Source organism: Terrabacter sp. C0L_2 (assembly GCF_036352015.1).
In the GTDB taxonomy this organism is placed as follows: Bacteria; Actinomycetota; Actinomycetes; order Actinomycetales; family Dermatophilaceae; genus Terrabacter; species Terrabacter tumescens.
The window spans coordinates 4363034-4382065 of the sequence record NZ_CP143557.1; the positions used below are offsets into that span (position 1 = coordinate 4363034).

Genomic DNA, 19032 nt, shown 5'->3' on the forward strand with positions numbered 1-19032 from the left:
GGTCAGCCGTCGGTGCGGCGGGCGAGGTCGACGAGGAGGACGGGGACGCCGCCCTCGACGGGGTAGGCGAGGTGGCAGGTGTCGCAGCGCAGCTCGGTCACGTCAGCGCCGCCGGTCGGGTCGACGCTGTCGACGACCTCACCCTTGCACTGCGGGCAGCGGATGATCCCGCGCAGCCACGGCTCGATGGTCTGCTGGCTCTGGTTCACGAAGCGTCTCCTGCGTCCTGGGCGGGGGTCGACCCGCCCTCGTCGGGTGCGTGTGCTGCGTCGGCGCCCGACCGGATGAGGCTCAGCAGCTCGTCACGCACGTCCTGCATCGTCTCACGGTCGGCCGCCTCGACGTTGAGCCGCAGCAGCGGCTCGGTGTTGGAGGCCCGCACGTTGAACCACCACATCGGCGTCTGGCCCTCGGGGCTGCTGACGGTGAGCCCGTCCAGCACGTCGGTCGTGGCTCCGCGCACCTGCGCCCAGGCCCTGACCTGGTCGACGACGGCGGCCTGGTCGCTCACGGTCGAGTTGATCTCGCCCGAGGCGACGTAGCGTTCGTACTCGGCGCAGAGCTCGGACAGCGGCGCGTCCTGCTCGCCGAGCGCGGCGAGCACGTGCATGGCCGCGAGCATGCCGGTGTCGGCGAACCAGAAGTCGCGGAAGTAGTAGTGCGCCGAGTGCTCGCCGCCGAACACCGCTCCGGCACGGGCCATCTCGGCCTTGATGAACGAGTGCCCGACCCGGGTGCGCACCGGCGTCGCGCCGGCCTCGAGCACGATCTCGCGGACCGCGGCGCTCGTGATGACGTTGTGCACGATCGACACCGACGTGTCGCCGCCGGCGCGGGCCCGCTCGATCTCCCGGACCGCGACGAGACCGGTGACCGCGCTCGGCGAGACCGGCTCGCCGTCGGCGTCGACGACGAAGCAGCGGTCGGCGTCGCCGTCGAAGGCAAGGCCGAGGTCGGCCCCGTGCTCGCGGACGGCGGCCTGCAGGTCGACGAGGTTGGCCGGGTCGAGCGGGTTGGCCTCGTGGTTGGGGAAGGTGCCGTCGAGCTCGAAGTAGAGCGGGACGATCTCGAGGGGCAGCTCCGGCAGACCGGCCGCGGTCCCGAGCACCGCGGGGACCGTGTGGCCGCCCATGCCGTTGCCTGCGTCGACGACGACCTTGAGCGGGCGCGAGCCGGAGAGGTCGACGAGTCCGCGCAGGAAGGCGGCGTAGTCACCGAGGAGGTCGCGGGTGGTCACCGACCCAGGTCCTCCGGCCGGGAGGGCGAGGCCCGTGCCGCCGCCGAGCATCCACTGCGCGAGGTCCCGGATCTCTGCGAGACCGGAGTCCTGGCCGACGGGACGCGCGGCGGAGCGGCACAGCTTGATCCCGTTGTAGCGGGCCGGGTTGTGGCTCGCGGTGAACATCGCGCCGGGCAGGTCGAGCGCGCCGCTGGCGTAGTAGAGCCCGTCGGTCGAGCAGAGCCCGATCATGGTGACGTCGACGCCGCGCGACGTCACCCCCGCAGCGAAGGCTGCGGAGAGCTCGGGCGAGCTGGGTCGCATGTCGTGGCCGATGACGACGCCCTCGGACCCGTCGGGGACGGCGACGACCTCGGCGAACGCCGCGCCGATGGCGTGGGCCACCTCGGGCGAGAGCTGCTCCGGCACGAGTCCGCGCACGTCGTAGGCCTTGACGAAGTCTGCGAGGTGGGGCACGCCGAACACCCTAGTGGTCAGGAGTCCTTGAGGATGCGCAGGTGTCCGCGCCGGCCGGACTCGACGGCGCCCGAGTCGGCCTCGGCGTTGGCCTGCCCGCGCGAGGTCGTGCGCGGCTCGGCCGGGCGGCTCGTGCGCGGACGGCCGGCCTCACGGACGGCGTCGGCGAGGGCGAGCAGGTCGTCGGCGGCCAGCGCGGGCTCGGGGAACTCGCCGCCCACGCGCACGACCTCCCAGCCACGGGGGGCCGTCATGCGCTCGGCGTGCTCGAGGCACAGGTCGTAGGTGTGCGGCTCGGCGTAGGTCGCGAGCGGACCGACGACGACGGCACGGTCGGCATACGCGTAGGTCAGCGTCGCCACAGCAGGACGGGCACATCCCGTCTTCGAGCAACCACGTGTCAGACCCACGAACCGGGACTCTAGCCCGACCTCCCGGGCAGGACGAATCACCACGCCGTCGCGGCGCGAGATCACTGCGGTCGTATGCCGTCCGGCGCGTCGCCGTGAGCGGTGGCCGTCGATCTAGAGTGGGGTCGTGGACACCGCCTCGCCCCGCACTCCCGGGCGCCGCCGACGACGCGACCGGCGTGGTCGCGGACGTCGCGGCCCCCTGGCCTGGCCTCCGGTGCCGGCGATGGTCTCGCGCCGCGACGAGTTCGACGACTTCGTCCTCGACGCGGCTGCCCGTCTCGAGGCGACGTGCGGCCGGGCTTTTCCCGCAGTGGAGTTCGCGGTCGAGGACGTGCCTCGCGGACCCGCCCCCTGGGACCACCGGGAGGTGCCGCTCGGACGCCTCTTCCCCGCCACGAGCGCCCGTCCGGCGCGGATCGTCGTCTACCGGCGTCCCGTCGAGACGCGCGTCAGCGACCGTCGTGACGTCGCCGCGCTCGTCGCCGACATCGTGACGGAGCAGGTGGCGGGACTGCTCGGCGTCGCCCCCGAGGAGCTGGACCCCGGTTTCGGGGAGTGACGCGAGCGGCCGGCCGCGCCTGAGCACGGCTGACCGGCCGGTCGGACGAGCCGCCGGACCGACCTACGAGGCGAGGTCGCTGACGCGCGACACGCCCGGGCCGTCGGCCCCGGCGCCCGTGGCCGGCTGGTTGACCTCGGCCCAGACGGCGTCGAGGGACAGGCCGAGGACGTCGGCGATCGCCGCGATGGTCGGGAACGCCGGCGTGGCGACGCGGCCCGACTCGATCTTGCGGAGGGTCTCGGGCGAGACACGCGCGTCGAGGGCCGTCTCGAGCATCGAGCGCTCCCCCCGGGCACGGCGCAGCAGGGCGCCGAGACGCTGTCCGCGCGCGAGCTCGGCAGGGGTGAGCGGAAGCCTGACCATGCACCGAATCCTAGCCGACCGGGATAACATTGCCGGGATAGTTATTGGACGAGAGAGGCACGCATGATCGAGATCCTGACCCGGGCCGAGCTGGACCGGGCCCGCCGGGCCGGCGCCGTCGTCGCGGACACCCTGCAGACGCTGCGCAGCCGCAGCACGGTCGGGACGAGCCTGCTCGAGATCGACCGGTGGGCCAGGGAGATGATCGAGGACGCCGGGGCCCAGTCCTGCTACGTCGACTACGCGCCCTCCTTCGGCCGTGGGCCGTTCGGCCACTACGTCTGCACGTCCGTCAACGACGCCGTGCTCCACGGCCTCCCCCGTGACTACGCCCTGGCCGACGGCGACCTGCTCTCGCTCGACCTCGCGGTCTCGCACGGCGGCGTCGTCGCGGACTCCGCCATCAGCTTCGTCGTCGGCGAGTCGCGCCCTCCGGGGAGCACCGAGCTGATCGACGCGACGGAGCGGGCGCTCGCGGCCGGGATCGCCGCCGCCGGGCCGGGCGCCCACCTCGGGGACGTCTCGCACGCGATCGGTGAGGTCCTCTCCGCGGCCGGCTACGCCATCAACACCGAGTTCGGCGGTCACGGAGTCGGCTCGACCATGCACCAGGACCCGCACGTGTCCAACACGGGCCGTCCCGGCCGCGGCTACCGGCTGCGACCGGGCCTGCTGCTCGCCCTCGAGCCCTGGGTCATGGCGGACACCGCAGAGCTCGTCACGGACGCGGACGGGTGGACGCTGCGCAGCGCGACCGGCTGCCGGACTGCGCACAGCGAGCACACCGTCGCCATCACCGACGACGGTGCCGAGATCATGACCCTGCCGACCGAGGCGGCCCGCTGACGGCGTCAGGCCGCCGTCAGTTGCGCACCTGACGCACCGGGACCGACAGGGCCCGGACCGGCGCGTCGGTGAGCGAGGCCACCGAGAAGAACGGCACGCCCCCGTCGACACCGGCGACCGAGACCGCGGCGCGCACCGCCCCGGTCGTCGGGACGACCCACACGCTGTCGGCGTCACCCACGGCCACGGCCACGGTCGACTCCGCCGGCACGTCGACGGTCGAGACCTTGGCACCGTCGCCGGTGCCGAGGCGGGCCTCGACGGTGGCAGCAGCCGGACCAGCCGTCAGGAGAAGGCGTTTCGTCGTGCCGTCGAGGCCCGGCAGGAGCACACCGGCCACACCCCGCAGCGCAGGCGTCGCGGGCGTCCACGCGAAGTCGCCCATCTGGTCCGCGGTGGTCGCGCGTCGCTCGGCCCAGGCCGCAGCGACGAGGGGCTGGTCGGAGCGGATGCCGAGTCCCAGCGCTGCAGCGTTGGCCGGCAGCGGGACGTCGAGCGTCGAGTCGGCGGGGACCCGGACGGCCCGGAGGTCGTCGGGCTGCACCGGGCCCTTGTCGGTGAGGAGCCGCACCTGGGCCAGGGCCTCGGAGTCGCCGGGGTTCGCGAGCCGCAACGACGTGGCGCCGCCGGTCTCGACGCCGGGGACGACGAGGTCGGTGCCCGGCGAGGCGGCGCGGGTCGCGTCGTCGATGCCGCGGCCGGTGGCGCCGAGGATCCACTGGTCGTCGAGCACCGCCGAGATGACGCCGCCCGTGGCGGTGACGTGGACGACGGGGGCCGTCTCGGCGGGCGCGATGGCGTCGAGCGAGACGACCTCACGCGAGAGCGGCGGGATCGAGACGCTGCGGTCGGCCGCCGCGTCGATGCGTCCCGAGGTCCCGAGGACCTCGAACGACACCGAGACGGCATTGGCTCCGGGGTTGCTGACGATGACGCGTTCGGTCCGCGACGGGCCGGCGCCGCCACCGACGAGCCACACGTCTGACGACGGCGGCTGGCACGGCGTCACGGCGAGACCGCGGTCGTCGTCGCCGGTGTGGCGCCAGACCTGCGTGGCCACGAGCCCCGGAGCGAGCGCGCCGTTCGCCGTGGCGACGACCACGTCGGGGCCCCGGACTCCGGCCGAGGCGACCGCGCCGCGGTCGCCGGTCCGGGCCAGACCGGTCGAGGCCGTCCCGCCGAGCAGCTGGACTCCTCCGGTGCCCCCGGTCGGTGCTCCCGTCACGACACCGGCGTCGGGCGATGCTGCGGCAACTGTGACGGTGCCCGCCACGTCGCGCAGTCCGGTGGCGCCGAGACGCTGCTGGCCGGGGCAGACGAGCGACGCGGCGTCGACGAGCACGCTGGACGACTCGGGCAGCCCCACGCGCTCGCCTGCGGTGGCGAGCTGCACGGAGCCGCTGACACGGGTCGCCCCCACGGCGAGACCGGCCGCGACGAGCGCCACCGCTCCCGCCCGGACGATCCCGGACACGTTCCTCATGAGCGCCTCCTCGAGCGACGGTTGCCGAAGGGCACGGCCATGAAGACGACGAAGGCGAGGAGCACGGCCTGGCCGAGGCGCCACCACGGCTGGGCGGCGGCGAGGTCGACCTCGAGCGTGCCCGCGGTGGGTGGCACGGCATACGTCGGCTGTGCAGCACCCGCGACGGGCTGCAGCTGCGCGCCGTCGAAGGTGACGACCGCCTGGCGCGACCACTCGGTGGGCTCGGCGAGCACGACGAAGCGTGAGCCGGTGCCGGCCGGCAGGGTCGTGTCGACCGCTGCGTGCGGGCCGACGGTGGGCACGACCTGCAGCACCGCACCGTCCGCGTCGACGAGCCGTGCGCGGGACGGTGCCGTGCCGGCCTCGGCGCCGGCGGCGGCCGGGAGCGGCTGCACCTTCCAGAGGATGCCTCGCTCGCTCGAACCGAGGCGGCTCAGGCCTTGCGAGGAGTCCAGTCGCCGGGCGAGGCCGGAGTCGGCCGTCGCCCGCACCTGGACGAAACCGATGCCGAGACGGGCGAGCGCCCTGGAGTCGAGCGAGTCGGCGCCGCGGCCGCCGACGATGTTGGCGACGGCGTCGACGAGGGCGGCGTCGTCGGCGTCGGGGGCGCGGTCGAGGTCGCGCAGCAGCTCACCCGGCTCCTGGCCGGCGAGGACGAAGTCCACGACGTCGTCGGACGGGCGGAGCAGCAGCAGCCGGTTGCCGAGGGGGCCGCCGCCCTGCTCGGTCGCGATGGCGGGCAGTGTGGCCTGGCCGACGGACAGCGTGCGGCCGACGCCCTGCACGCCCCAGACAGTGGCGGCGGCGAGGACGGGCACGACCGCGAGGGCCGCGGCGCCGACGGCGGCGACGAAGCCCCAGCGTCGACCCGGTCGACCGAGCGAGGCGAGCACCGGGCGGCTGCCGGCCAGCACCCCGACGAGCAGGCCCGCCCACCAGAGCTGGACCCCGAGCCCCGCCCAGAGGTGGGCCGGGGCCGACCGGCCGACGCCGGTCTCGGCCGAGCCGAGGACGACGTGCTCCGAGCCGAGCGCGACGGCGAGCCCGAGCACGGCCAGCACGGCGCCGACGACGAGGCCGACGGACTCGGCACGGGTGCGGCCGCGCGTGGCGAGCCCGACGACGCCGAGCACGACGAGCGGGGCCGCGAGCCAGGCGACCCACGTGGTCGCGCTCGTCCCGCCGAGGACGTGCGTGAGCACGCCCCATGTGCTGCGGTCGGACGACGTCGCGACGAGGCCGGGCCCCGACAGGAGCAGGCGCGGGTCCTCGACGAAACGAGCCGTCCACGGGCCGAGGAGGGCGGCCGGGACGACGAGGAGCACGAGCGCCCGGGCCCGCCGCAGCCCCGGCCCCAGGACGAGGAGCAGGAGAGCCGCGAGCGCGGCGACAGCGAGCAGCGGCGGCGCGAACGCGCCGAGGACCGCGGTCGCCAGCGCGGTGGCGAAGGTGGCGGTGAAGGTGCCGTCGCGCCGGGCGGCCAGGCAGAAGCCGGCGAGCACGAAGGGCAGCAGCACGTGCACGACGGCCACCCCGACGCGGCCCTGGGCGAGCCCGGTCGCGGCGACGCCGGCCGTGCCCCACGCCAGGGCGGCCAGGGCGCGGGCGACGCGCGAGGAGGTGACGACGCGCGCTGCGAGGTAGGTGGACCACGCGGCGAGGACCGGGGTCAGGAACAGCAGCCAGGCGATGGTGACGCCCGCGCTCGAACGGCTCTCGGCGACACCGGGCACGCGCTCGGCCAGCCAGGTCAGCGCGGAGAGGACGGCGAGGTGAGGTCCGGACTCGGCCCCGGTGCCCAGTCCGGCGCCGTGCCAGGCGTCGCGGAAGGCGTGCCAGAGGCCCGAGGAGTCGGTGGTCACGGGACGCAGCTCGCCGCCGGCGACGCCGGCGTTCGTCGCGGACAGCGCGCCGGCGCGGATCGTGTCGCGCCAGGCCGCGACCGTGGCGACGAGCACGGCGACGACGGCGAGGAAGCCGGGGTGGGTCACGACCCTGCGGGGCAGCGACGCGGGGAGGTGGTCGAGCGACTCGGAGTCGTCGGCCACGGGGCCGGTCTCGGTCGTCGCGGCCGCCTCGCGCCGGGCGCGGGCGCGCTCGGGCGTGATGGCGTCCTGGATGTGGTCGACGGTGGTGCGGGCGGCGACGGCCGGGGCCACGAAGAGGGTGCCGAGGTGGTCGCGGCGCAGGCGCTTGGTGCGGCGCCCGCGCCAGCGGGCGCCGAGCGTCGCGAACGGGTGCATCAGCGCGGTGACGTCCGTCAGCTCACGCCAGGCCTGCCTCGGGCGCTTGGCCACGAGCAGGGTGAGCGAGGCGAGCACCGCGGAGAGCGCCATCCAGATGGCGAGGAACGGGGCGGCGAAGGGCGAGCAGCGGGCGAGCGTGACCTGGCGCGCGGCGCGTCGGCCGCGGCGTTCGAGCTCGCGCGGGGTGGGACCGCCGGGGCGGGCGCCGTCGAGGCTCGCCGAGGCGTCGCGGACGACCGCTGCCGGCACGACGATGACGCGGTGCCCGGCGAGTTGGGCCCGCCAGCCGAAGTCGAGGTCGGCTCCGTGGTCGAGGAACGCGGGGTCGAAACCGCCGAGGTCGTCGTGGACGGAGCGCCGCACGAGCATGCCGCTCGTGCTCACCGCGAGGACGTCGGCGCGGTGGTCGTACTGGCCCTGGTCGGCCTCGCCGCGCACCGGTGAACCGAGGCGGCGTCCCGTGCGGGTGATCTGGATGCCCATCTCGACGAGGCGTCGCGGGTCGTCCCAGCTGACGAGCTTGGGCCCGGCGACCCCGACGGACTTCGAGCGCAGGCCGGCCTGGAGCAGCTGGGCCAGGGCGTTGGCCCGTGGAACGGAGTCGTCGTGCAGCACCCAGACCCAGCTCGACGCGGGGTCGGCCGGGACGGGGAGCGCCTCGATGCCACGCTCGACGGCACGCCCGATCGGGACGCGAGCGTCGAGGCGTACGACCTCGACGGACCCGATCGCCCGGCGCACCCGGGAGTGGGCGTGCGCGATGGCGACCGACGTGTCGCTGCTCGCGATGTCGACGATGACGAGCCGGGCCGGCGGCAGCGTCTGGGCGGCCAGGCCGTCGAGACACTCCGCCAGCCACGTGGCTCCGTTGTGCACGACGACGATCGCCTCGACGGTGACGTCCGGTCGTTGCCCGGTGGAGGGAGGGGCAGACAACGACGCGGACGAACCCCCCGCGGCTGCGGGGGCACCTGGGACTTCGGCGAGCTCTTCGGGCACAGCGGCGACCTTCACCCGGACACCTGCGGGGTACCGGGTTCGGACCTCACGATCAGACCGCGCGCTTCTTCAGCTTGCGGCGCTCTCGCTCGGACAGTCCGCCCCAGATGCCGAACCTCTCGTCATTGGACAGGGCGTACTCGAGGCACTCGGAACGCACCTCGCAACCCACGCAGACCTTCTTGGCCTCGCGCGTGGAGCCGCCCTTCTCCGGGAAGAACGCCTCCGGGTCGGTCTGGGCGCAGAGCGAGCGCTCCTGCCAGGAGAGCTCACCCTCCTGCTCACCCGTGTCCGACCAAACCACCATCAACTCGTGCATGACCCCTCCTCGACCCTGACGTGCACTGTGTGGATGCACTGTCGCACCGAGCGAGTTCGTTCTCCGGAGGTTCTGGACAAAAAGGTCCATTCGTTCCAGAAGCACGGCCCCGACCGAATACAACAATGAAATTACATGCGTGTCATACGCCCCACGTCAAGCCCGTTGGTGATATTCGCAGGATCCAGATGCCGGGGCCCACCCCGCACGACCGGCCGGGGACGGCCTGCTGAGAGGATCGGCGCATGCGCATCACCGCTCTGGCCGGAGGAGTCGGCGGCGCCCGGTTCCTCCGGGGCCTGCTCCACCACGCCCGACACACCTACCCCCTGACACCGGATTCCGATCCACTCGAGCTGACCGTCATCGGCAACACTGGTGACGACATCACGCTCTTCGGGCTGCGGGTGTGTCCCGACATCGACACGCTGCTGTACACGCTGGGCGGCGGCATCCACGAGGGGCAGGGCTGGGGACGCGCGGACGAGACGCACAGCGTCGCCGGCGAGCTTGCCGCCCTCGGCGCCGAGCCGCAGTGGTTCACCCTGGGCGACAAGGACTTCGGCACCCACGTCTACCGCTCGCAGCTGCTCGGACAAGGTATGCCGCTCAGCGCGGTCGTCGACCGCCTCTCCGCCCGCTGGGGGCTGGGCGAGCTCGGGGTCCGGCTGCTGCCCATGACCGACACCCCGGTCGAGACCCACGTCGTCGTCGAGGAGGACGGGCAGCAGCGCGCCATCCACTTCCAGGAGTGGTGGGTGCGCCACCGTGCCGAGCTGCCCGCCGAGCGGTTCGTCGTCGCCGGACTCGACAAGGCGACCCCGGCGCCGGGCGTGCTCGACGCGATCCGCGAGGCCGACGTCGTCCTCCTCCCCCCGAGCAACCCGGTCGTCTCGATCGGCATCATCCTGGGGGTGCCGGGCGTGCGGGACGCGCTGCGCGGCACCCGGGCCCCCGTCGTCGGGGTCTCCCCACTCGTCGGCGGCCGGCCGGTGCGCGGGCACGCCGACGTCTGCCTGCGCACGATCGGTGTGGAGGAGTCCAGCGCCGGCGTGGCGGGCCTCTACTCCGACTTCCTCGACGGCTGGCTCGTCGACGAGGAGGACCCGATGCCCGACCGCCGCGGCCTCGAGGTCCAGCGACGCCCGCTGCTCATGAGCTCGGTGGACGCGGCGGCCGAGATGGCGGGCGCGGCCCTCCACCTCGGTCTGCGGCTGCGCGCGGAGCGAGCCCCGGCGTGACCGCGCCCGTCACGGTTACGCCGCTCACCGGCATACCCGAGGTGTGCGAGGGCGACGACCTCGCCGACGTCGTCCAGGTCGGCCTCGACCACGCGGGCGTGCGGCTGGCCGACGGGGACGTCGTCGTCATCTCGAGCAAGGTCGCGAGCAAGGCGCTCGGCCTCGTCACGCACGACCCCGACAAGGACCGCGTCGTGCGCGGCGAGACCGAGCACGTCGTCGCCGAGCGCGCCGTCGGTGACCGCGTCACGCGCATCGTGCGCGCCAAGGCGGGGCCGGTCATGGCGGCGGCGGGCGTCGACGGCTCCAACACCGGCGAGCGCGGCGGCTGGCTGCTGCTGCCCCACGACCCCGACGGCGTCTGCGAGCAGGTCCACGACGCCCTCGTGGCGCGGCACGGCGTGCGGGTGGGGGTCGTGCTCAGCGACACCGCCGGTCGCGCCTGGCGCGTGGGCCAGGTCGACTTCGCGCTCGGCGCCCACGGGCTCCGCGTCCTCGACGACCTGCGTGGGGGCACCGACGCGGACGGCAAGCCTCTCGAGGTGACCACCCGCGCCGTCGCCGACGAGATCGCGGCGGCGGCCGACCTCGTCAAGGGCAAGGTCGCCGCCGTCCCCGCTGCCGTGCTCCGCGGACTGCCCGGCATCCTCGTGGACGAGCCGCTCGAGGCACACCCCCGCGGACGCGACCTCGTGCGCACCGGGCCTGGCGACTGGTTCGGCCACGGGCGCGTGGAGGCGGTCCGAGCGGCGCTCGGCATCGAGCCCGGCAGCCCGGAGGCCGCCGCCGTCGGCGTCGCCCCGGTGGCCGGCGACACGCGCCTCGACGCGGTCTCGCGCGCCGTGCGCGCCGCGCTGCACGGGGTCGGGTCCGGCACCGCCGACGTGGGCCGCCTCTCGGTGACCCTCGGCGCCGACACCCCCTACGAGCTGGGCCGCCTGGTCTCGCGCCTGACGACCGCGCTGTGGTGCGAGTGGCTCGTCGGCGACGCGGGTCCCCCGTCGGCGGACGGCCTCTCGGCGGTCGTCCACGTGACCGGAGCCCCCACGACCTGACGGCGCCCCGCCGGTGCACCGACGGGGCGCACCGATGGCACTGCCGCTCGTCAGCCGACGGTGAAGACGACCTTGCCGAAGACGTCGCCGTCGACCATCCGGGCGAAGCCGTCCAGGGCGTCGGCCAGCGGCATCACCGAGTCGACGACCGGCTCGATGCCGCGCTGCTCGACGAGGCGAGCGAGGTGTGCCAGCTCCTCACGGGTGCCCATCGTCGAGCCGACGACGCGCAGCTGCTTGAAGAAGATCTTCGTCAGCTCCGCCTTGGCCGGGGCATCGCCCGACGTCGCGCCGGAGATGACGATGGTGCCGCCGGGGCGCAAGGAGTTGACCGAGTGCGACCACGTGGCGGCGCCGACGGTCTCCATCACGGCGTCGACGCGGTCCGGGAGCCGCTCCCCCGAGCCGAAGACGCGGTCGGCGCCGATCTCGAGCGCACGCTGTCCCCGCGCCTCGTCGCGCGAGGTGGCCCACATCCGGTAGCCCGCGGCCGAGCCGAGCTGGATGAGGGCCGTGGCCACGCCGCCCCCGGCGCCCTGGACGAGCACGGTGCCCCCGGGCTGCACGCCGGAGTTGGTGAAGAGCATGCGGTAGGCCGTGAGCCACGCCGTCGAGAGGCACGCCGCGGTCTGCCACGACATCGACTCGGGCTTGGGCACGACGTTGCCGTTGGGCACGAGCACCTTCTCGGCGAGCGTGCCGTCGTGCAGCTCCGACAGGAGGGTGCGCCGCGGGTCGAGGGTCTCGTCCCCACGCCAGCCGTCGGAGGGGACGACGGCGTGGACGATGACCTCGTTGCCGTCCGCGTCGACGCCGGCGCCGTCGCACCCGAGGACCATGGGCAGGCGGTCCGGCGACAGCCCCACGCCGCGGAGCGACCACACGTCGTGGTGGTTGAGCGCGGCGGCCCGCAGGTCGACCACGGTCCAACCCGGCCTGGCCTCGGGATCCGGGCGCTCACCGACGACGAGGCCGGAGAGCGGGTCGGACGCGGACTGACTGACGGCGTAGGCAGCGAGCATCCCAGCACCTTAGTGACCAGCCGGGGTCCTGCGCCCCGGTAGGGTCCTGCCCGTGACCGACAACACGCCCGTGCGCAGCGCGCCCCAGCCGGCGCCGTCGGCGTCCCTGAAGACCTTTGCGACCGGCTCCGACACCCGTCGCGAATCCTCGCCGAGCCACGGCGGTCATCCCGGCCGCACGGCTCCCCGCGGTGTCGACGCGCAGTCCGTCGCCCTCGTGGCCGTCTTCACGGCCCTCCTCGTGGCGGCCGCCGTCGTGCCCGGCATCCCGGTCGGTGGCCTCGGTGTGCCGATCACGCTGCAGACCCTCGCCGTCATGCTCACGGGTCTGGTGCTCGGTCCGGTCCGCGGTGGCCTCGCCGTCCTGCTCTACCTGCTGCTGGGCTTCGTCGGGCTGCCCGTCTTCAGCCGCGGGCAGTCCGGGCTGCAGGTGCTGAGCGGCCCGACGGCCGGCTATCTCGTCTCGTTCGTCGTGGCCGCCCTGGTCGTGGGGCTCGCGGCCCGGGTCGTCCTCCGGCGCACCCGCCGGTCGCTGTGGGTGGCGCTGCTGCTCGCCGCCTCCTTCGTCACGACCGTCGCCGTCGTGCACGTGCTGGGGGTCCTGGGCCTCATGGTCAACCTCCGGCTGCCGCTGTCGGCGGCCGTCAGCGCCGACCTGCCGTTCCTGCCCGGCGACCTCGTCAAGGACGTCGTCGCGGTCGTGGCCGCGGTCTCCGTGCACCGCGCCTTCCCCGACGTGCTCGCCCGTCCTCGCGCGTGACCTGTCCGTGACGGAGGTCCGCCTCGACGGTGCCACCGTCACCGTGCCCGTGGACGGCTCGGCGGACCGGCGCACGCGCACCATCCTCGGCCCCGTCGACCTCGTCCTGACCGAGCGCCGGGTCAGCGTCGTCGGGGCCAACGGTTCGGGCAAGTCGACCCTCCTGCGGCTGCTCAACGGTCTGGTCAGCCCTACGTCGGGAGCGGTCACGGTCGACGGCCACGACACCGTGCGCCACGGGGCCAGAGTGCGCCGGCGCGTCGCCTTCGCCTTCACCGACCCGATCTCGCAGCTCGTCATGCCGACCGGCCGGGAGGACGTCGAGCTCTCGCTCCGTCGGCTGCACCGCTCCCGCAGCGACCGCCGCGCAGCTGCCGACGAGGTCCTGGAGCGCTTCGGCCTCACCCACCTCGCCGACCAGAGCGTCTACGACCTGTCCGGTGGTGAGCGCCAGCTCATGGCGCTCGCGGTCGTCCTCGCGACCGACCCCGTGCTGCTCGTCCTCGACGAGCCGACGACGCTCCTCGACCGACGCAACACCCTGCGGCTGCGCGCCCTGCTCGACGCCCTCCCCCAGACCGTCGTGCTCGCGACCCACGACCTCGACCTCGCCGCCGCTGCCGACCGCACCCTCGTCGTGGACGAGGGACGCGTCGTCTTCGACGGTGACCCGGCAGGCGGCGTGGAGCACTACGTGCGGCTGGTCGACGAGCCGTGAGGGGACCGGGACTCTTCACGGCCCACGTGCCGGGCACGTCGTTCGTGCACCGGATGCCTTTGTGGCTCAAGCTCGTCGGCGTTCTCGCCGTCGGGGCGATGCCCTGGGTCGCGCCCTCCGTCTGGTCACTCGCACTCGTGACGGTCGCCCTCGCCGGGGTCGTGCTCCTGGCCCGGCTCCCGGTGCGCCGCCTCCTGCGTTCGATGCGCGGTCTGCTGCCCGTGCTCGTCCTGCTGCTGGCCTTCCAGTGGTGGTCGCACGACCTGGCGTATGCCGTCCGCGTCGTCCTCGGCATCGTCAACGCCTTCGTCGCGGCCGGCGTCCTCACCGCCACGACGCCGGTCTCCGACCTGCTCGACGGCGCGGTGCGCGCCGCGCAGCCCCTGCGCCGCGTCGTCGACCCCGAGGTCGTGGCCCTGACCCTTGGCGTCGTCGTGCGCTCGGTGCCCTGGGTGGCCGGGTCCTTCGCCAGCGTGCGCGAGTCGGCCCGGGCCCGGGGACTCGAGCGGGACGCGCGAGCCGTCGTCGTGCCCACGGTCGTGCACGTCGTCGCGTTCGCCAGGGCGACCGGCGAGGCGCTCGCCGCCCGGGGCCTCACCGATCCAGCGGAACCTGCCGGCCCTGACGACCCTGACGACCCGGCCGACGACGCTCCCGGCCCGGGATGGACCGGGAGCGCCTGAGCCCTCAGCGGGGCGTCGGCGTGACCCGGGCCGCCACCGCGGCGGCGACGGCGGGCGCCACGCGCTCGTCGAAGACGCTCGGCACGATCCGGTCGGCGGTCGGCTCGTCGACGAGCCCGGCGATGGCATACGCCGCCGCGAGCTTCATCTCCTCGGTGATCCGGCGGGCGCCCGAGTCCAGGGCACCGCGGAAGATGCCGGGGAAGGCGAGCACGTTGTTGATCTGGTTCGGGAAGTCCGAGCGCCCCGTCGCCACCACCTCGGCGAAGCGAGATGCCACGACGGGGTGCACCTCGGGGTCCGGGTTGGCGAGCGCGAAGATGATCGCCCGCGGCGCCATCCGCATGAGGTCCCGCTCGGCCACGGTGCCCCCGGAGACCCCGATGAGGACGTCGGCGGCGGACAGGGCGTCGCCGATGGCGCCGGTGACCCCGCGCCGGTTCGTCAGGTCGCGCAGCCTGCGCTTGTGCGGGACGAGGTCGTCGCGGTCGGGTCCGAGCACGCCACGGGAGTCGACGACGATCACGTCCCCCACGCCGGCGGCGAGCAGGATGCGGCTCACGGCCACGCCGGCGGCACCGGCCCCGGACACGACGACCGTGAGGTCGGGCAGCTCCTTCTCGACGACCCGCACCGCACCGAGCAGGGCCGCCAGCGCGACGATCGCCGTCCCGTGCTGGTCGTCGTGGAAGACGGGGATGTCGAGGCGCTCCTGCAGGCGCTGCTCGATCTCGAAGCAGCGCGGCGCCGAGATGTCCTCGAGGTTGATGCCGCCGTAGGTCGGCGCGATCCGCGCCACCGCTTCGACGATCTCGTCGACGGTGCCGGTCTCCATGCAGACCGGCACGGCGTCGACGTCCGCGAAGTGCTTGAAGAGCACCGCCTTGCCCTCCATGACGGGCAAGGCGGCCAACGGCCCCACGTCGCCGAGGCCGAGCACGGCGGTGCCGTCGCTGACGACGGCGACGGTGTTGCGCCGGCTCGTGTAGACGCCCGCGAGCGTCGGGTCGGCCGCGATGGCGCGCGAGACCTGCGCGACACCCGGCGTGTAGAGGAGGGAGAGGTCGGCCGCATCTCGCAGGGCCGACGTGGCGTGCACCCCGAGCTTGCCTCCCTCGTGGACCTGGAACACCGGGTCACGGGGATCGAAGAGCTGGGCGGTGGGCAACGCACTCATGCTGGGACACCTCGTTCGCATGGAGAAGACGAGGGCAGGGACGCCCTCACTGGTGAGACAGCGCCGGGGGTCTGGCCTGCAAGCTCGTTCTCGCGACGGGGGTTGCCCGAAGTCGCCATCATGGCACGCCGGCGTCCGCCGCCCAAGGGTCACGCCCCTGTGACGCCCCTCTCAGCGACGCCCCTCTCAGCCCGGCACGGCCGGGCTCAGCCGGGCTCAGGACTGGTCGGAGCCGGGCCCGATGGCAGTCAGCAGGGCGTCGACGACCCGGGGGTCGTACTCGTAGCCGAGACCGAGGTAGATCCGCTCGATGGCGGCCTCGCGCGCCCGCACGCTGCGCGCCCCCGCCGTGAGGTCCTCGTAGGCGTTGACGACCTTGACGATGCGGCTCGTCAGCGGGATCTCCTCACCGAGCTCGCGCACCTGGCGGTAGGGCGTCGTCTGGTGCTCGAGGATCCGGGCCGCGCCCTCGAAGACGCCGGTCTCGCGGACGATCGCCACGGTGTCGGCCTCGATGCGGCGCTGGTCGGCGGGGGCGGCGAGGACCGTGGCGCCGCCCGGGATCGGCTCGATGAGGGCCACCTGGCCGATGTCGTGGAGCAGCGCGGCGTACTCGAGGTCGAGCAGCTCACGCTCGGACAGGCCGAGCTCGCGGCCGACCCGGACCGCGAGGGCTGCCACGCGCTCGGAGTGGCCGGCCGGGGTGTAGCCGGCCGCGTCGGTCAGGCGCGAGAGGGTCCGGATGCTCTGGAGGTAGGTGGCGCGGATGCTGACGTAGCGGCGGAAGGCGAAGAGCGTCAGCACGAGCGGCATGAGGAAGAGCGGGAGGGCCGCGATCCCCATGGGCGGGGCGGCGAGCGCGATGAGCACGCCGGTGACGGCGACCGCCATGGACATCGCGAACGACGAGCGGACCTCCTCGACGAAGGTGCGGCGCAGGTTTCCCGACGCCGACAGCGCACGCAGCACCGACGTGAAGAGCGTGTCGGCGACGAGGCCCAGCATCGTGATGCCCAGCATCAGCGCGGCCCGCTGCCACGGCACGAGGCCGTCGGAGGGTGCGGCCTCTCCCGGCTGCTGACCGAGGTGCACCCCCCGGTAGAGGATGGTCACGACTGTGATCGCCACGAGTCGCCCCGTTGTCTCGACGATGCTCACGTCCCGACCCGACAGGACCCTCGTCACGGTCCCGACCGACATGGCGAGCGAGGTGACGGCGACGACGAAGGCGGTGCCGTACGCGACGAACTGGCCGCCGGTGACCTCCGTGGTCAGGGCCAGGCCGAAGGCCGCCGCCATGGCGATGGGCGCGGAGCCACGGAACCCGGGCGCCGACAGGTGGAACCACTCGCCGAGGACGATCGTGACGGCGAAGACGGCGGCGACGAGCAGGCCGGCCTCCGTGCCCGGCTGCGGAATGTCACGGGTGACGAGCGCGGCCGCGACGGAGACCACGAGGCCGACCAGTCCGATGATCAGGGCCACCGGCTCGCGACGCACGGCGCCCTTCACGTGCCGGCTCCCGTCGACACTCCGGACGGCCACCCGTGCTTGTCGAGCGCCACGAGCACGGCGCTGACGATCGTCGGGTCGAAGCGTCCCTCGTCGGACTGGAGGGCACGTGCGACCTCCGCCAGGTGGGGCTGTCTGCCCTCGTCGACCGCTGCGGCGGTCAGCTCCTCGACCCGGGACGTGACGGCGAGGATGCGAGCCGCGATGGGGATCTCCTGACCGGCGACACCGTCGGGACGGCCTCCGCCGTCGTAGCGCTCGTGCTGGTGGCGGATCCCGGACCGGGCGTCCTCGAGGAAGTCGATGCCCTCGATCATGCGGGCGCCCATGACGCAGTGCCGGTCGATGATGCGCCGCTCCGACACGCTGAGCGCCTCGGGGGCACGGCGCAGCAGACGGGTCGGGACCCCGAGGTGGCCGATCTCGTGCAGGGTGGCGGCATACCGCACCGCGCCGATCTGGTGCGGTCCGAGGCCGAGCTCCTCGGCGACGGACTCGGCGAGCCGCGCCGCCCGCCGGCTGCGGTCCACGGCGGGTGGCTCCTTGGTGCCGAGCGCCGTGACCAGCGTCTCGACGACACGTTCGTGGGAGCGCAGCTCCTCGCCGAACTGGACGAAGGCCCACCGCGCCGCGAGCAGCGGTGCCATGACGAGCAGGGCGCTGAACGCGCCGAGCCCGGCGGGGAACCAGAGGATGACGAAGAGGAAGCCGATGATGCCGTAGCCGATGTAGGCCACCCCAGAGCTGACGAGGATGCGCCGGACGAAGACCCAGAAGGGCACCCGCTGGTCGAGCGTGACGGCACCGGCCACGAGGACGGCGTTGGTCAGGCACTGGACGACGTCGGCGACGATGAGTGGGAGTCCCACCTGCACGACGAGGTCGGAGAAGCCACCGATCGACTCGAGCGACGTGGCGCCACCGCACACGATGTAGGCCATGGCCCCGGCGACGCCGATGATGCTCATCATCGCGATGTTGAAGGCCCGCTGGAACCACTTCATGCGCGAGTCCCGCTCGATGCTCTGCGACACGAGCCCGACGAACCAGGCGCCGAACGGGCCGAGGAGGGCTCCGGAGGCCAGCAGGATGATCGAGAGGAACGAGAAGCCGATGCGCGAGGTCACGGTCGGCTCGCGGAGGGTGTAGCTGAGCACTCCCATCGCGGACAGCAGCAGGAGCGGGCCGACCTCAGGATGTCGGCCGTAGGCCCAGGAGATCGCTCCGAGTGCCAGCGACCCGAGGCTCACTAGGGCGATGTAGTAGGGCAGCAGCCGCGACGAGGTGGGCTGTTCGGGTGCGCTTCTCACGGACTAGAGGTAAGTCACGACAGTTCGGTCCCGCAACCGCCAGCGGGAGCAGGACCGAACCGAGGTGATGGGAGCAAGATGGCTCAGGGACCCCAGGACCACGTGTTGGCGAGCGATGCCATCGCTCGGGTCATGAAGTCGTTGGAGGCAAGGGCGGCAAGCAGGGCAGCGAACATTTGGGGGCTCCTTCATTGCATTGATGTTCCGGATGCGTGCGCCATGGAGGGGCGTTGCTCGCGGCAGCACAGAACAACTGAGGTTTCCCTCGAGTCACAGCGTCCCAGCGCGAGCGCGCGCACAAAAGCAGATCCGGCCGTTACGGCCGGATCTATACCAAGATTTTAAGGTCTGCCCGGGAACCCTGCAGCCGAATTGGGTGAGTGCGCAGGCATGTGGAAGAATCGGGTTCTCGTGCCCGTACGGACACGAGAATCCGCAGGACCAAGGAGAGCCGACGATGAGCAAGCGCGCCCGCAAGCGCCGCTCCCGCAAGGGCAACGCCGCCAACCACGGCCGCAAGCCCAACGCCTGAGCCGCAGACGTCAAAGGCCCGCACCCGATGATTCGGGGCGGGCCTTCGTCGTGTCCGGCGCCGGACGGGCCGGCATCGAGCGGGCCTGCGTC

19 protein-coding genes are annotated in these 19032 nt (G+C 73.6%); 8 read left to right on the forward strand and 11 right to left on the reverse strand.

The features are described from left to right. Positions 1-2: 2 nt before the first annotated feature. Genes U5C87_RS20280 through U5C87_RS20290 form a run of 3 tightly spaced genes read right to left on the reverse strand, consistent with a single transcriptional unit; the run spans position 3 to position 2106 of the window. Positions 3-209, reverse strand: a complete 207-nt coding sequence (locus U5C87_RS20280; protein WP_188960116.1) for a Trm112 family protein — start codon at positions 207-209, stop codon at positions 3-5. After that, entirely contained in the window at positions 206-1705 is a 1500-nt protein-coding gene (locus U5C87_RS20285; RefSeq protein ID WP_330474245.1) for a phosphomannomutase/phosphoglucomutase, read from the reverse strand. The genes U5C87_RS20280 and U5C87_RS20285 overlap by 4 nt, the downstream gene beginning before the upstream one ends. Before the next feature lie 8 nt (positions 1706-1713). Further along, on the reverse strand, positions 1714-2106 hold the full coding sequence (locus U5C87_RS20290; RefSeq protein WP_030194741.1) for a DUF3499 domain-containing protein: 393 nt from the start codon (positions 2104-2106) through the stop codon (positions 1714-1716). 127 nt (positions 2107-2233) lie between these two features. On the opposite strand from U5C87_RS20290, the gene U5C87_RS20295 reads away from it, so the two are divergent. Further along, a complete protein-coding gene (locus U5C87_RS20295) occupies positions 2234-2668 on the forward strand; it encodes a metallopeptidase family protein (RefSeq protein WP_330474246.1) in 435 nt (144 codons plus the stop codon). A gap of 63 nt (positions 2669-2731) precedes the next feature. On the opposite strand, the gene U5C87_RS20300 is transcribed toward U5C87_RS20295, so the two are convergent. After that, complete coding sequence (locus U5C87_RS20300; RefSeq protein WP_330474247.1) at positions 2732-3034, reverse strand: helix-turn-helix domain-containing protein; 303 nt, start codon at positions 3032-3034, stop codon at positions 2732-2734. Between the two features lie 63 nt (positions 3035-3097). On the opposite strand from U5C87_RS20300, the gene map reads away from it, so the two are divergent. Then, positions 3098-3880, forward strand: coding sequence for a type I methionyl aminopeptidase (gene map, locus U5C87_RS20305; RefSeq protein ID WP_330474248.1), 783 nt, complete (start codon positions 3098-3100; stop codon positions 3878-3880). A gap of 16 nt (positions 3881-3896) precedes the next feature. Here the strand turns inward: map and U5C87_RS20310 are convergent, their stop codons facing one another. The 3 genes from U5C87_RS20310 to U5C87_RS20320 form a co-directional block, all read right to left on the reverse strand. Then, on the reverse strand, positions 3897-5363 hold the full coding sequence (locus U5C87_RS20310; protein ID WP_330474249.1) for a DUF5719 family protein: 1467 nt from the start codon (positions 5361-5363) through the stop codon (positions 3897-3899). Next, positions 5360-8548 carry a glycosyltransferase family 2 protein gene (locus U5C87_RS20315; RefSeq protein WP_330474250.1) on the reverse strand — a complete coding sequence of 1063 codons (3189 nt, stop codon included), beginning with the start codon at positions 8546-8548 and terminating at the stop codon, positions 5360-5362. Before U5C87_RS20315 ends, U5C87_RS20310 begins: the two co-directional genes overlap by 4 nt. Before the next feature lie 115 nt (positions 8549-8663). After that, positions 8664-8930, reverse strand: a complete 267-nt coding sequence (locus tag U5C87_RS20320) for a WhiB family transcriptional regulator (RefSeq protein WP_020143018.1) — start codon at positions 8928-8930, stop codon at positions 8664-8666. 245 nt (positions 8931-9175) lie between these two features. Between U5C87_RS20320 and cofD the strand changes: the two genes are divergently transcribed. Together cofD and U5C87_RS20330 are read left to right on the forward strand one after the other, a co-directional pair. Continuing rightward, positions 9176-10171 carry a 2-phospho-L-lactate transferase gene (cofD, locus tag U5C87_RS20325; RefSeq protein WP_330474251.1) on the forward strand — a complete coding sequence of 332 codons (996 nt, stop codon included), beginning with the start codon at positions 9176-9178 and terminating at the stop codon, positions 10169-10171. Further along, the gene (locus U5C87_RS20330; RefSeq protein ID WP_330474252.1) at positions 10168-11226 is read left to right on the forward strand and encodes a coenzyme F420-0:L-glutamate ligase; all 1059 of its coding nucleotides are present in this window, start codon (positions 10168-10170) and stop codon (positions 11224-11226) included. Before cofD ends, U5C87_RS20330 begins: the two co-directional genes overlap by 4 nt. A gap of 50 nt (positions 11227-11276) precedes the next feature. On the opposite strand, the gene U5C87_RS20335 is transcribed toward U5C87_RS20330, so the two are convergent. Further along, entirely contained in the window at positions 11277-12248 is a 972-nt protein-coding gene (locus U5C87_RS20335; protein WP_330474253.1) for a zinc-binding dehydrogenase, read from the reverse strand. A gap of 52 nt (positions 12249-12300) precedes the next feature. On the opposite strand from U5C87_RS20335, the gene U5C87_RS20340 reads away from it, so the two are divergent. The 3 genes from U5C87_RS20340 to U5C87_RS20350 are packed head-to-tail and all read left to right on the forward strand — an operon-like array spanning position 12301 to position 14409. Continuing rightward, complete coding sequence (locus U5C87_RS20340; protein WP_330474254.1) at positions 12301-13008, forward strand: biotin transporter BioY; 708 nt, start codon at positions 12301-12303, stop codon at positions 13006-13008. A 7-nt stretch (positions 13009-13015) separates the two neighbouring features. Continuing rightward, entirely contained in the window at positions 13016-13726 is a 711-nt protein-coding gene (locus tag U5C87_RS20345) for an energy-coupling factor ABC transporter ATP-binding protein (RefSeq protein WP_330474255.1), read from the forward strand. Further along, positions 13723-14409 carry an energy-coupling factor transporter transmembrane component T family protein gene (locus U5C87_RS20350; protein WP_330474256.1) on the forward strand — a complete coding sequence of 229 codons (687 nt, stop codon included), beginning with the start codon at positions 13723-13725 and terminating at the stop codon, positions 14407-14409. Before U5C87_RS20345 ends, U5C87_RS20350 begins: the two co-directional genes overlap by 4 nt. A 4-nt stretch (positions 14410-14413) precedes the next feature. Here the strand turns inward: U5C87_RS20350 and U5C87_RS20355 are convergent, their stop codons facing one another. The 3 genes from U5C87_RS20355 to U5C87_RS20365 all read right to left on the reverse strand — a co-directional run bounded on the left by U5C87_RS20355 (position 14414) and on the right by U5C87_RS20365 (position 18408). Further along, on the reverse strand, positions 14414-15586 hold the full coding sequence (locus U5C87_RS20355; protein ID WP_330474257.1) for an NAD(P)-dependent malic enzyme: 1173 nt from the start codon (positions 15584-15586) through the stop codon (positions 14414-14416). Positions 15587-15802: 216 nt separating this feature from the next. After that, positions 15803-17098: an HD-GYP domain-containing protein gene (locus U5C87_RS20360; RefSeq protein ID WP_330474258.1), complete on the reverse strand. Its 1296-nt coding sequence runs from the start codon at positions 17096-17098 to the stop codon at positions 15803-15805. Next, entirely contained in the window at positions 17095-18408 is a 1314-nt protein-coding gene (locus tag U5C87_RS20365) for an HD-GYP domain-containing protein (RefSeq protein WP_330474259.1), read from the reverse strand. Before U5C87_RS20365 ends, U5C87_RS20360 begins: the two co-directional genes overlap by 4 nt. Positions 18409-18865: 457 nt before the next feature. Between U5C87_RS20365 and U5C87_RS22700 the strand changes: the two genes are divergently transcribed. Then, positions 18866-18940: a 50S ribosomal protein bL37 gene (locus U5C87_RS22700; protein ID WP_369791897.1), complete on the forward strand. Its 75-nt coding sequence runs from the start codon at positions 18866-18868 to the stop codon at positions 18938-18940. Positions 18941-19032 lie beyond the last annotated feature (92 nt).

What these genes read in the sequence shown, in the direction of transcription:
- U5C87_RS20335 (WP_330474253.1), bottom strand. Translation starts at nt 12,248, where the DNA reads ATGCTCGCTGCCTACGCCGTCAGTCAGTCCGCGTCCGACCCGCTCTCC.
- U5C87_RS20355 (WP_330474257.1), bottom strand. Translation starts at nt 15,586, where the DNA reads ATGAGTGCGTTGCCCACCGCCCAGCTCTTCGATCCCCGTGACCCGGTG.
- U5C87_RS20320 (WP_020143018.1), bottom strand. Translation starts at nt 8,930, where the DNA reads ATGCACGAGTTGATGGTGGTTTGGTCGGACACGGGTGAGCAGGAGGGT.
- map (WP_330474248.1), top strand. Translation starts at nt 3,098, where the DNA reads ATGATCGAGATCCTGACCCGGGCCGAGCTGGACCGGGCCCGCCGGGCC.
- U5C87_RS20300 (WP_330474247.1), bottom strand. Translation starts at nt 3,034, where the DNA reads ATGGTCAGGCTTCCGCTCACCCCTGCCGAGCTCGCGCGCGGACAGCGT.
- cofD (WP_330474251.1), top strand. Translation starts at nt 9,176, where the DNA reads ATGCGCATCACCGCTCTGGCCGGAGGAGTCGGCGGCGCCCGGTTCCTC.
- U5C87_RS20310 (WP_330474249.1), bottom strand. Translation starts at nt 5,363, where the DNA reads ATGAGGAACGTGTCCGGGATCGTCCGGGCGGGAGCGGTGGCGCTCGTC.